Annotated in this window: 9 protein-coding genes; 5 read left to right on the top strand and 4 right to left on the bottom strand. The window is 71.4% G+C overall.

Going from position 1 to position 12,937, the window contains the following annotated elements:
- The first annotated feature begins 2 nt into the window (after positions 1–2).
- Entirely contained in the window at positions 3–1,604 is a 1,602-nt protein-coding gene (locus ACWDZ6_RS16630) for a (2,3-dihydroxybenzoyl)adenylate synthase (RefSeq protein ID WP_451503419.1), read from the top strand.
- Between the two features lie 67 nt (positions 1,605–1,671).
- Here ACWDZ6_RS16630 and ACWDZ6_RS16635 read toward each other — a convergent pair whose 3' ends face one another.
- From ACWDZ6_RS16635 to ACWDZ6_RS16645, 3 genes are all read right to left on the bottom strand, one after another.
- Positions 1,672–2,358 (bottom strand): TetR/AcrR family transcriptional regulator, encoded by a 687-nt coding sequence (locus tag ACWDZ6_RS16635; RefSeq protein WP_451503420.1) that lies wholly within the window; start codon positions 2,356–2,358, stop codon positions 1,672–1,674.
- Positions 2,359–2,463: 105 nt separating this feature from the next.
- Positions 2,464–3,642 (bottom strand): saccharopine dehydrogenase NADP-binding domain-containing protein, encoded by a 1,179-nt coding sequence (locus ACWDZ6_RS16640; protein WP_451503421.1) that lies wholly within the window; start codon positions 3,640–3,642, stop codon positions 2,464–2,466.
- The gene (locus ACWDZ6_RS16645) at positions 3,639–4,328 is read right to left on the bottom strand and encodes a TetR/AcrR family transcriptional regulator (RefSeq protein ID WP_451503422.1); all 690 of its coding nucleotides are present in this window, start codon (positions 4,326–4,328) and stop codon (positions 3,639–3,641) included. Before ACWDZ6_RS16645 ends, ACWDZ6_RS16640 begins: the two co-directional genes overlap by 4 nt.
- Before the next feature lie 715 nt (positions 4,329–5,043).
- Between ACWDZ6_RS16645 and ACWDZ6_RS16650 the strand changes: the two genes are divergently transcribed.
- From ACWDZ6_RS16650 to ACWDZ6_RS16665, 4 genes are all read left to right on the top strand, one after another.
- Positions 5,044–6,384: a salicylate synthase gene (locus ACWDZ6_RS16650; protein ID WP_451503423.1), complete on the top strand. Its 1,341-nt coding sequence runs from the start codon at positions 5,044–5,046 to the stop codon at positions 6,382–6,384.
- Positions 6,385–6,443: 59 nt separating this feature from the next.
- Complete coding sequence (locus ACWDZ6_RS16655) at positions 6,444–8,396, top strand: BTAD domain-containing putative transcriptional regulator (RefSeq protein ID WP_451503424.1); 1,953 nt, start codon at positions 6,444–6,446, stop codon at positions 8,394–8,396.
- A gap of 172 nt (positions 8,397–8,568) precedes the next feature.
- Positions 8,569–9,846 carry a cation:proton antiporter domain-containing protein gene (locus tag ACWDZ6_RS16660; RefSeq protein ID WP_451503425.1) on the top strand — a complete coding sequence of 426 codons (1,278 nt, stop codon included), beginning with the start codon at positions 8,569–8,571 and terminating at the stop codon, positions 9,844–9,846.
- Between the two features lie 66 nt (positions 9,847–9,912).
- Positions 9,913–11,172, top strand: coding sequence for an AMP-binding protein (locus ACWDZ6_RS16665; RefSeq protein WP_451503426.1), 1,260 nt, complete (start codon positions 9,913–9,915; stop codon positions 11,170–11,172).
- 96 nt (positions 11,173–11,268) lie between these two features.
- Here ACWDZ6_RS16665 and ACWDZ6_RS16670 read toward each other — a convergent pair whose 3' ends face one another.
- Entirely contained in the window at positions 11,269–12,741 is a 1,473-nt protein-coding gene (locus ACWDZ6_RS16670) for an aldehyde dehydrogenase family protein (protein WP_451503427.1), read from the bottom strand.
- Positions 12,742–12,937 lie beyond the last annotated feature (196 nt).

The following is a 12,937-nucleotide window of genomic DNA, read 5'->3' on the forward strand; positions in this document are numbered from 1 at the left end:
CCATGCAAGAGGGCTGCGTGCCTTGGCCTGAGTCGGCGGTTCGCACGTACAGGGAGCAGCGGTACTGGAACACGGAGGTCCTCGGGACCTGGCCCGCCGCGCGCTCGCCGGAGCAGCGGGTGCGGACCGCCCTGGTTACGGCGGCCGGCACCATGACCCACGAGGAGCTCGACCGGGCGGCCGACCGCATGGCCGCCGGACTGCTGCGCACCGGTCTGGTGCCCGGCGACCGGGTCGTCGTGCAACTCCTCGACGAGGCGGAGCTCGTGGTGCTGAGCCTGGCGCTCTTCCGCACCGGAATCCTGCCGGTGTACGCGCTTCCCGCTCACCGCTCGACGGAGATCACCCATCTCGTGGCCACGTCCGAGGCAGCAGCCTACGTCTGCCCGGAACGGGTGCTCGACTGCGACTTCCGGCTCGTCGCCCAGGAGGTGCTCGACCGGACGGACAGCCTCCGGCAGGTGTTCGTGGCGGGTGTTCCGGGCCCGTTCACCGCCCTGTCGTCCGTCGACGCCGATCCTGTCGCACTGCCCGGGCCGGATCCCGAGGACGTCGCGCTGTTCCTCCTGTCCGGCGGCACCTCCGGACCGCCGAAGCTGATACCGCGTACCCACGCGGACTACGCGTACCAACTGCGTGAGACCGCCCGGCTGTGCGGTGTCGGGCTGGACAGCGTCTATCTCGCGGCGCTGCCCGTGGAGCACAACTTCGCCCTCGGGTGCCCGGGCGTACTGGGCACCCTGCGCGCCGGGGGAGCGGCCGTGATCGCCCCCGCGCCCACGGCGGACGCGTGCTTCCCGCTCATCGAGCGGGCCCGCGTGACGATCACCTCGCTCGTGCCACCGCTGGTGCCCCTGTGGCTCGACGCGGCCGAGTGGACGGACCACGACCTGTCCTCCCTGCGGGTCCTTCAGGTGGGCGGTGCCCGGCTCACCTCGGAGACGGCGCGCCAAGTGCCGAAGGCCCTCGGCTGCACGCTCCAGCAGGTGTACGGGATGGCCGAGGGGCTGCTCAACTACACCAGGCTCGACGACCCCGAGGACGTGATCGTCCACACGCAGGGGCGGCCGCTGTCACCCGCCGACGAGGTGCTGGTGATCCGGGAGGACGGGGCCCAAGCCGGACCAGGAGAAGTGGGGGAGCTGCTCACCCGAGGCCCGTACACCCTGCGCGGCTACTACCGCGCGGGGGAACGCAACCGCACCCGGTTCACCGAGGAGGGCTTCTACCGCACGGGTGACCTGGTACGCCGGACCGCGGAGGGCAACTTCGAGGTCGTCGGCAGGATCAACGACGTGGTCAACCGAGGTGGGGAGAAGGTGCCGACGCTGGAGGTGGAGGAGCATCTACTGGCCGCCTTCCCGCTGCTCGGGGCCGCGGTGATCGCCCTGCCCGATCCCTTGATGGGGGAGCGGACCTGCGCCTGCGTCGTACCGAAGGGCAGCGCGCCCCCGCCGACCCTGCGGGAGGTGAAGGCCGCGTTCCGGGGCCGTGGGGTCGCCGCGTACAAGGTGCCCGACCAGCTGGTGGTGCTGGAGCGGCTGCCGATGACCGGCGTCAGCAAGGTCGACAAGCGGGCCCTCCTCACGCAGCTGGACGCCTGAACGCACCGCGGGCCGTGGGGCCCGGATCACCGCCGTGCCACGGCCAGCCGGTGATCCGGGCCCTCGGTCATGTCGCCTTCCGCCCCGGACCGGTCCGCGCGAGGAGGCCGTCGACGATGGCTACCAGTCCCTCGCGGTGGGTGTCCCGGGTGGTGATCTCGTCCCACTGGGCGGCGAGCGAGGTGAGCCGGGGGAACTCCTCCGGCGTCAGGGCGGCGAACGCCCTGTCGCGGTGCGGCGGTCGCTCGAGCTCGGCGTGGTGCCGCTCGCGGTTCACCCGGATGGTGAGCTCGCCAGCGGTGTAATACCAGATGACGCGGTAGGCGTAGACGGCCTCCTCGGAGCTGAGCCCGCACCCTATCGCGGCGTCGATCATGTTCTCCACGATCCACAGCGCGGAGACGGCCATCAGATCGTCGGAGGCGAGGACCTCCACGATCCACGGGCACTCCGCGAGGATGTCGTGTAGCGACTGGCTCGCTGCGATCAGCCGTTCACGCGGCTCGGCGGGGAGCTCGGGACGCGGGAACCGCTGGGCGTGACGTTCGAGCAGCAGGAGCAGCAGCTCGTCCTTGTCGCGCATGTGGTGGTAGAGCGCCATCGCGGTGCTCGACAACTCCTGCGCCAGGCGGCGCATCGACAGGTGCTCCGGCCCCTCCTCGTCCAGGATGTGCTGGGCCGCCGTGAGGATGGCCTCCTGGGACAGGCGGGGTGGACGGCCGGTTCTGCCGGGGCGTCGGGTCTGAGGCGTCATCCTTGTGTCTTCCTGTTGCTCGTGCCGGGTGCGGAACGGTGCGTCGGTGGCGGGGCGGTGGCGGCCCGGCCCGTGTGCGCGGCCGCCCGGCCCCGGCCGACGACCTCATCCGGGGCGCCGGGCAGTCGGCGACGCCGACGTCATCATGCCCCCTGCACCGGTCGGAACCTCTGTCGTCCGTGCCGTCGTGCGCGGAAGGTGACGCGTGATCCAGTCGGCGGTGTCTCCGGGCGGCAGCGTAGCCGCCATGACGTGGACACCGGCGGGGACCCGGCCTTTCGTGACCTCGTCCGCGGTGATCGAGGCGATCACCCCCACCAGGCCGGACACGTCCGTGCAGTGCAGGAGCGCGTTCCGCCGTACCGGGGTGCCGTCGGGTGTCAGCCCGTCGAGCGTGCCGTACATCACCTGGTACGGAGAGCTCCCGGCCGCGTCCCGCAGACTCGCCTTGGCCAGCTCCCGGGCGGCGGCCATGAGCGCCCCGCCGTCGCCCGCCGCCGGATGACGCAGGGCGAACCGGTCGAGGAAGGCGGGCACACCGGGTCCCTTGAGCACCTCGTGCCAGTGGGCCTCCCGCAGCCGCAGGAGGTAGGCCTGCTGCCGCAGTTCCTCGGGGAGGACGCGACGGACGGCGACGGCGTGGGCCGGCAGCGGAGGCGCGGGCGGAGCGAACTCCTGGGAAGCAGAACCGAGTTCGTCGCCCGTTGGTCCTTCGGCTGACGTACGGCCGTCATGGGCACCGTCGTTCTCCGGGAGGTCCACCGCCCGGCGCTTGCCCAGCAGACAGGAGACCGCCGTATGGGGGGGGATGGCGCCGAGCCCTCCCCACCAGCCGCTGAAGCGGGTCACGGAGCCGAGGCCTTCGGCCAGCCAGCGCGGCACCCAGCCGGCCAGAGTGCCCGAGAGACCCGTGAAGAGCACGGCCGAACACGCCCCCGCCGGGGTGCGTGAGCCGCCGTCGTCCGTCATGCCCACGTAGTGGACGCCGGCCGCGAGGACCGAGGCGCGGACCCGGCCGCGGAGCGCGAACGCGGTTCCGGAACAGTCGAGTACGGTGACGCAGCCACGGCTGAAGTGCGTCAGGCTCTGGCTGTCGGCGGCGTCGACCACCGCGGCCTCGGCGCAGTTGCCGAGCTGCAGGGCGAACCCCCCGGCCGCGGCGGCGGAGCGGCCGCCGATCCGCAGGCGGTAGCCGCCCTCGGCGGCGAGGAAGCGGGCCGCGGCCGCGCCTACGTTCCCGTACCCGCCGAGGATGCCGATCATCGGTGCGCTGTCCATGTTCATGCCTGTTCTCCCGGGTGGGTCCGACGCCCGCCGAGCAGTCCCTCGACGATGTCCTCCAGGGCCATCCGGTGGGTGTCCCGCGCGGTGAGCGTGGACCAGCGGTCGGCGAGCGAGGTCACACGGGGGAAGGCGTCGGGCGACAGGGTGGCGAAGACCTGCTCGCGCTGGGTGGGACGGGTCAGTTCGGCGTGGTGCCGGCGGCTGGTCGTACGGATCAGGAGGACGCCGACCGTGTAGTGCCAGATGGCCTGATGTGCCTGGGCCGCTTTCTCGAGGGTGAGACCGCACTCGACCGCCGCGTCTAGCAGGGCCTCCATGACCCACAGTGCGGCCACGGCCAGGAGGTCGGGGGAGGCCAGGATCTCGTGCAGGAACGGGTACTGGGCGAGGACGTCGTGGAGCAGCTGGGCGGCCGCGAGCAGTCTCTCGCGCGGGTCCTCGGGGAGGACCGGCCGGACGGCGCCCTGCGACCGGGAAGCGACGAGCAGCAGCAGCAACTCGTGCTTGTCGCGCACGTGGTGGTAGAGGGCCATCGGGGTGATGGAGAGCTCCTTGGCAAGCCGTCGCATGGACAGCTGCTGGGGTCCCTCGCCGTCGAGGATGCGCAGCGCGGCCGCGACGATGGTCTCCTGCGAGAGGGGTGCGGCCCGCCGCGCACCTACTCTGCGCCCGTTTCGGGGCTTCATCCTTGCTTCTCCCATCGGAGTCGTGGAGCTGTCCGGTCCGCCGCTCCGGCCGCAGTCCGATCACCGTGCTGCGCTGGGTTCTTGGGGAGGGGGTATCGACAGGAGCCCGGGCGTACAGTTATTGTACGCGTATGTCTTACGAGTATAAAAACTAAGGAGGATGAGCCAGGGCGGGAGGCGACGACGCAGTCGTCACCCGGATGAGGCAGGTTCTGTCTTGTATCGACGGGCGGGGCCCGGGCGGCCCGGCAACTCCCCCGTGCAAAAGCGCCGGGCCGCCTTCAAAGCAGTCGCCGTGGAGGGAATTCCTTCATGTCGTGGTGAAGTCGTGGGGTGACGTGAAATATTGTTGATTTGAGTCGCGGTTGTTAGGTAGAGTCAGCCTCGGTTCGGCCACTCCTGGGGATTTCCAGGGGCGTTATTGGGGGAGTCAGTCACCCGAGGTGTCGAGGTAATTCTGGGGTGAATGGCGTCTTGTTTCAATGAAGGGCATCGCGTGCTCTTCTTGATGCTTAAACGTTTCTTCGGGCCATGTCAGCGTTGCGGTTGGTGTCCGCGACGCACTCCCTGTGATGCCTTTCCTGTAACGCATCGTTAATATTTCCTTGGTTATCTCCTGTGGGATCGGTCGAGTGTTTTCCGCCCTCGTGGTGGTCAATTTCTTTCGTCAGCTGCAGGAGAAGGAACGATGGTTTTCTCATACCATTCAACTACCGTGCGCACGCATGTCGAGCCGCTTGTCGCGGCAACGGGACTCGCCGCTTCCGGCCTGTTCTCCACCTATGTCGTCTACGAGGCGCCGGACGGCTGGTCGGTGGCCGGTGGAGTCGCGGCCGAGGTTTTACTCAAACGGGACACCGTACGATGTACGAACGGTGTCATCACCGTCGAACGCCCCTGGCAGGGCGACCCGTTGGCCCAGGTCCGCGAGTTCCTGGACGGCCTGGAACTGGCCGACTGGCGCGCGTACGGCTGGACCGCCTTCGAACTCGCCTACGCCGTCGCCGGCCGGCCGGTCGACAACGACGTTCTGCTCCATCTCGTCGTTCCGCGCACGGAGATACGCCTGTCCGGGAACCACGCCGTCCTTCGCGGTTTGGACTGGGGGGAAATGTCCCTCGTCGAGACGACCCTGGTCGGCCTGGAGCCGGACCCGGGCGCCCGGGACCGGCCGGTCGCCGTGGACGTCGAGGCCGGCGCTGATGCCTACCGCACCTCCGTCGCCGCCGTCGTGGACCGCATACACGCCGGAGAAATGCAGAAGGCCGTGGTCTCCCGGATCGTCCCCGTCAGCTCCGGCGTCGACCTCCCGGCGAGCTACCTCGCCGGACGCCGCGCCAACACCCCGGCGCGGTCCTACCTGTTGAAGATGGGAGACCTCCAGGCCCTGGGATTCAGCCCGGAGACCGTCGTCGAGGTCGAGCCCGACCGCACCGTCTCCAGCCAGCCGCTGGCCGGCACCCGGGCCCTGACCGGCGATGCCGACGAGGACCGGCGGCTGCGCGAACGTCTCCTCTCGGACCCCAAGGAACTCCACGAGCACGCCATCTCGGTGAAGGTCGCGGTCGACGAACTCGCCGGGCCCTGCAAGCCGGAGACGGTGGTCGTGCAGGAGTTCATGGTGGTCAAGGAGCGGGGCTCCGTACAGCACCTGGCCTCCAAGGTCGTGGGCCGGATGCCCGAGGACGCCAGCCCCTGGGACGCCTTCGCCGCCGTCTTCCCCGCCGTCACCGCCTCGGGCGTGCCCAAGCACGCCGCGTACGACGCCATCTCCGCCTGCGAGCCGCGGGAGCGCGGCCTCTACGCGGGCACGGTGATGACGGTGGCGCGGGACGGTTCCATGGACGCCGCCCTCGCCCTGCGCAGCGTCTTCCGCCGCAACGGCGAGACCTGGCTCCAGGCCGGCGCCGGCGTCGTCGAACACTCCGTACCCGAGCGGGAGCTGGAGGAGACCCGGGAGAAGCTGAAGTGCGTGGCCGACTGTCTGGTGGCGCGCGCAACCGAGCACGGAGCGGTGGCGCCGGACACGGCACCCGAGAAGCGTCTGTATGTCTGAATCGCTGGCAGAAGAGCGGTCCTCGGACCGCGAACACGACCTCAGGAGGTGACAGGGCAATGCCGGCAGCGGGGGAGCACTTGGAGGTACAACTGCTCGGTCCGGTTCGGGCCTGGCGGCACGGAAGAGAAAGAGAAATCGCCCTCGGACCGCCCAAGCAGCGAGCGGTGTTCGCGCTGCTCGCCAGCCGGGCGAACGACGTCGTGAGTGTGGATCACATCATCGACGCCGTGTGGGGCGGGGACATTCCGCAAACCGCGGCCAACGGTGTCCACACCTACGTCGCCGGACTCCGCAGGGTCATCGAACCGGAGCGCAGCAGACGGGAGAGCGGTGAGCTGCTGATCTCGACCGCCGGAGGGTACGCGCTGCAGACCGATCCCGAGGCGGTCGACGCCATGCTCTTCGCCCGTCGCCACGCCCAGACGCGGCGCGCCCGCACGGAGGGCAGGCTCCAGGAGGCGCTGGAGACCGCGGAGTCCGCGCTGTCCCTCTGGCACGGGGAGGCGCACTCTGGGGTGCCCGGGCCCTTCGCGGCGATGGAGCGGACGAGGCTCCAGGACCTGCGGCTCACGGCCGTCGAGGAGTGGGCCGCCGACATGCTGGAGGCGGACCGTCCCGTCGAGGCGGTCACCGTGCTGCTCGGGGCCGTGGCCGAGGAGCCGCTGCGCGAGAAGCTGCGCTGGCTGCTGATGACGGCGCTGTACCGCTGCGGACGCCAGGCGCACGCCCTGCAGGTCTACTCCGAGACCAGACGGTTGCTGCGGCACGAACTCGGCATCGACCCCGGCGCCGAACTGCGGGCACTGCACCAGCAGATCCTCACCGGCAGCCCGGACACCTGGGCCGGGACCGTCCGTACGTACGCGGTCACCTCGACCGGGCCCCGGGCGGCCGCCCCGGAGCCAGCGAAGGCCCGCATGATGCTCACCGACGCTCCCAGGCCCGCCCAAACGCCTCCAGTGGCTCGGGGGTTCGTCGGGCGCTCCCGAGAGCTGGGTCACCTGGCACGGCTCCTCACCGAGAACGACGGGCGGGGGGCCTCCACTCCCATCGTCGTCGTCGACGGACCGGCCGGGGTGGGCAAGAGCGCCTTCGCGCTCGAACTGGCCCACCGGCTCTCGGAGCACTTCCCGGACGGGCAGCTCTACGTCGACCTGCGCGGCACGAGCATGGAGGGCCGTTCGCTGAGCGCCTCCGAAGCCCTGCTCCAGGTGCTGCGTAGCCTCGGGGGCGACAACGCCCGCATCCCCGGGGACCTGGCGAGCCGCGCGACGCTGTACCGGAGCCTGCTGCACGGCAAGCGCGTCCTCGTGATGCTCGACGACGTGCTCAGCGCCGACCAGTTACGTCCCCTCATACCGGGCGGCTCCTCCTGCGTCCTCAGCACCGGCCGGCAGCGCCTGGGCGGCCTCGCCGTCCGCGACGGCGCGCATCTGCTCCGGCTGGACCCGCTCGGCACCCAGGACGCCCTGGCGCTGCTCCGCTGTCTCAGCGGGGACCGGCTGCGGCATCGGGAGGCCGTGGCCAGGCGGCTGGTGGGACTGTCCGGAGGACGGCCGCTCGCCCTGCGGATGATGGCCGAGACTCTGGCCGCCAACCAGGACGTGCCCCTGGCGGCACTGGTCGAGCGGTTCGCCGTGGAACACGGACGGCTCGACCGGCTGGCGGCGGGCGGCAACGCCTCGACGAGCCTGCACACCCTGTTCGAGACGTCCTACCAGGCGCTGCCCGAGGAGGCGGCCAGGATGTTCCGGCTTCTGGGGCTCTTCAGCGACGGTCTCATCACCGTGTCCGCCACGGCCGATCTGACCGGCACCGGCGAGCCGGAGGCGGCGGGCACGCTCGAGCTGCTCGCGCACCACCGTCTGCTCGTCGTGGCCGGCCGGGGCGAGTACCGGTTCCCCGAGCTGATGCGGCTCTACGCGGCCGAGTGCGCCGAGCGCGAGCCACTGCCCCAACGCAGCGCGGCCGTCGCCCGCCTGCTCCAGGCGGCCGCCTCGGTCGCCTAGGCGGATGCCGAATCCGTGTGCCCCGTGCGCCCCCCCGGGCCACGGGGCACACGCATGCCCGCGCACGGCCGGCCACAGGGCTGCGCACAGTCACCGCATGTCCGCGTCGCCGGCCACACGCCATCAGAGACCGTTCAGAGCATCTGTAGGCGGCTGAAGGAGAGTGGTCGCCATGAGCAGTAATCAGGTGGCACTCCTCCTGTTCGACCTCGCGTTCATCCTCGCCCTCGCCCATGGACTCGGGCATCTCGCCACCAGGATCGGACAGCCGCCGGTGGTGGGCGAGATCCTCGCCGGCGTGCTCCTCGGACCGACCCTCCTCAACGGGGCGGTCTCCGACACCCTGTTCCCCCACGAGATACGGCCGCTGCTGAGCGCGATGGCCGACGTGGGTGTCACGCTGTTCATGTTCGGTGTGGGCCTTGAGATCGAACGTCAGGCGTTACGCGGGCGCGGGAAGATGGCCGCGGCAGTCAGTCTCGGCTCGACGGCGGTGCCGTTCGTCCTCGGCATCGGTCTCGGCTACTTCCTGCTCCGCAACCATGAGACCGACCAGAAGGCCGCCTTCATCGTCTTCATTGGCCTGGCCGTGTCTGTGACGGCCTTCCCCGTCCTGGCGAGGATCCTTTCCGACCGCGGGCTCGCCGGCACCACGCTCGGCGGGATTGCGCTGGCCACGGCCGCCCTCGTCGACATCGTCGCCTGGACCGCGCTCGCCGGGGTGCAGGCCGGGATTGGCAGCGCGGGCACCCACTGGCGTGTCGCCCTCATGATCCCATTCGTCCTGGTGCTGTACCTCGTCGTACGGCCCTGGCTGCGCCGCCGTACGAGCCGGGGCGACGGCCACCGGCCCGCGACGTCCTGGTGGTACGCGCAGATGCTGATCGGCGCCTTGCTGTGCGGCGCGGCGACCGAGGCCATGGGCATGCACTACATCTTCGGTGCCTTCCTCTTCGGCCTGATCATGCCGAGCGACGGCGCGGAGCGGCTGCGCGCCGACCTCATGCAGCGCACCCGCACGGTGACCTCCGTGCTCCTGCCCGTCTACTTCGTCGTCGCCGGACTCAAGGTGGATCTCCGGCAGTTCGGCTGGGCGGAGACCGCCGAACTGGCCGCCGTCCTGCTCGTCGCCGTGGTCGGCAAGTTCGGCGGCACGTATCTGGGTGCCCGGAGCACGGGGCTGCCCGGCAGGCCCGCCGCGGCGCTCGCCGCGCTGATGAACACCCGTGGCCTCACCGAGCTGGTCATCCTAGGCGTCGGACTCCAGGCCGGCCTGCTCGACGGCGATCTGTACTCCCTGCTGGTCGTGATGGCCCTGGTGACCACGGCGATGACCGGCCCGCTGCTCACCCGGACCTACGCGAAGCCCGTGATCGTGCCGGAGACGGCCGCGCCCGGACAGGCAGGGCGGGAGCGCGAACGCTCCTCGTCCGTCACCCCATCCGCGTAGCGGACGCACACCAGGAGCAGGCCGGAAGCCGCAGGGCAGCCACAAGGACCAGAAGGAGACGCAGACATGCTCTCGGCCGAACCCCGGGACCCCGTCCGCCCCGGCACCCGCCGCCGGGACCACCCGGCCGAATCGGTCCGGACACTCGACGGACTCTTCACCCGGGCCGCCCGGCGCCACCCGCTGGCCGCCGTGGTCCGCGAGGGCCGGCATGTCCTCTCGTACGGCAAGGCCGACGTCCTCTCCTCGCAGCTCGCCACGGCGCTGCTGCGCGCCGAGGTCCAGCTGGGAGACCCGGTCGTCGTGCACTGCGCCGACCACCGGCAGGCGGTCGTGGCCCAGTTGGCGGTCCTCAAGGCGGGCGGTGTGTGCGTCCCGGTGCCCCGCGGCGTACCGGCCGGACAGACCCGCCGGATCGCCGACGTCAGCGGCGTCGACACGGTGCTCTGCAGCCGGGAGACCCAGGAGGCATGGGACCACGGCGGGTGTCGGCGGCGGTTCCTCCTGGACGACCCCGAGCTGTGGAAGCGGATCGGAGTCCGCCCCCTCGACCGGGCGCTGCCGCGCTCCGCACCCATCGAGCCCGCCTACCTGCTGACGGCGGAGGAGGGCGGGGCGTGGAGCTCCGGCCACCTCGTGGACCACCGGGCCTGGCATCTGGCGATGGCCGCCAGGTCCGCGCAGATGGGCCCGGCGGGACGGACGGTCACTGTCGCCGAGCACCCCACGGGACCCGCCACCCTCTCCGCGATGTGGTGGGCCTTCGGGTCCGGCAGCAGTCTGCACGTACGGCCCGGCGGACTCGTCGCGGGCCTGGAAGGGGTCGTTGCGGTGTTCGAGTCGGGGGAGTACGCACGCGTACTGGACTACCTGACGGCGGAGCCCCGCCCGCCGCGGCCTCGGACTGTCCTCCTCGTGGGCGCCCCGTGCCCGCCCGACGTGGTGGCCCGGCACGTCGAGATCCTGCCTGCCACCCCCCTGCGCGCCGAGTTCGCCCCCGGGGGAAGCGTGCTGCCCTGGGCGGTGAGCACGTACCCCGCCGGCCAGGACACGTCCGCCGGTGGGGGCCCCGTCGTTGGGGCGGCCCCCGGCGTACGGCTGAGCGTGCGCGGTGCCCTGGGGGAGAACCTCCGCACCGGGCAGGCGGGGGAGGTGTGCGCGCGGGGACGGACGCTGCCCTTCGACGTCATCGGTCACCGCTCCGACCCGGGCCGGGGAGGGATCCTCCTTCGCTCCGGCTTCGCTGGACGGCGGAACTCGGACGGGGGCGTCGAACTCACTGACCCCCGCCCGGGAATCGTCTCCCTGACTCGGTCTGTACGGTGAACGGGTCCTACAAGATTTTCGTAGCAGGTGATCGTCTCTACCGGGGCATGGGGGTGTCCGGCCCACCCCCTGGGGGCCGGTGCGCGCCCGGCGGCGCTACGTTCCGGATGCGGCCGGGTCCGGCTCGTCGTTCCGGGACGTGACCCACTGCCACTGGGTGTACGCGTCCCAGGCGAACTGCGCCCCGTGCCGGGCGCCGTTGCCCGAGGCGCCGAAGCCGCCGAAGGGCACCACCGCCTGGTGGTTGACGGTCTGGTCGTTGACGTGGACCATGCCCGTCCGCAGACGGTCGGCCAGGCGGAGCCCCCGCTCGACTGAACCCGTCCGCACCGCCGCCACCAGGCCGTACTCGGTGTCGTTGGCGACGGCCACCGCCTCGTCGTCGTCCCCGACGACGACCACCGGCGCCACCGGACCGAAGACCTCCTCGGTGAACGCGGGCATCTCCGGGGTGATCCCGGTGAGGACGGTCGGCGGGTAGAACGGCCCGTCCGGTATGCCGCCCGAGCGCAGTTCGGCGCCTGCCGCGACGCTGTCCCGGACGATCCCGTGGGTACGCCGCAGCTGACGGGCGTCGATCATCGGGCCCAGGTCGACCCGGGCGGTCCACGGATCGCCCATGGTGAGCTGCCGGGCCTCCTCGACTAGCAGGCGCACATACGCCTCGGCGACCGACGCGTGCACGATGTGCCGCCCCGCCGCCATGCAGATCTGGCCCTGGTGGAAGAAGGAAGCGAAGGCCCCCGCCGCTGCGGCCGCTTGCAGTCCGGCGTCATCGAGCACAATCAGCGCGTTATTCCCGCCGAGCTCCAGCGAGACCCGCTTGAGGGTGCGCCCCGCCGTGGCTCCCACCTCCCGGCCGACCGTGGTCGAGCCGGTGAACGACACCATCGCCACCCCCGGTTCGGCCGTCAGCGCGCCGCCGGCGACCGCGTCACCCGGCAGCACGTGCAGGACACCCTCCGGGAGCCCCGCCTCCTCGAAGAGCCGCGCCACGACCAGGCCGCCCGAGACCGGCGTACGGACATCCGGCTTGAGGATCACGGAGTTGCCCAGGGCGAGCGCGGGAGCCACCGACCGTAGGGCCAGCAGCAGCGGCACGTTCCACGGGCTGATCACCCCGACCACGCCCAGCGGCACCCGGCGGGCGAGGCTCGACCGGCCTGGCTCGGAGGGCAGGACCTGCCCGTGCGGCCGGGTGGGCAGGGCCGCCGCCTGGAGGAGCTCCTCGACCGTGTCCGCGATCTCGGTCTCCGCCTTCGCTCGTACGGCACCGCCCTCGCGGATCAGCCACCGGACGACCTCGGCACGGTGTTCCTCCAACACGGCCGCCGCGCGCCGCAGCACCGCCGCACGGGCGGCGGCGGGCAGGGCGCCCCAGGCCCGCTGGGCCCGTGCCGCCCCGGCCGCGGCACGCGCGACGTCCGCAGCGTTGGCGACACTGACCTGGGCGAGCGTCTTCCCCGTCGCCGGTTCGACGACGTCGACGACGGCCCCCGAGGCCGGGGCCCTCCGGCCGTCACTGAACAGCGACCCCGCGAACCCGTCCACGTCGACCAGGCTTGTCATGTGATCCATACCTTTCTTGGTGGGTTCGTTTCCGGTCATTCGTAAGGTCGGGAAGCCCAGGGGCTCTGGGTGTGGCTGTCATGTGGCTGCCGCTTGTGGCTCAGGAGGACTGGCCGCCCGGAGCCCCGCGACGACTCGGCCGCTCATTGGGATGCGCGAACTGAATCGCTGTGTATGGACACGTCGGCGAGGTCGT

This window comes from Streptomyces sp. NPDC002926, from assembly GCF_053591755.1.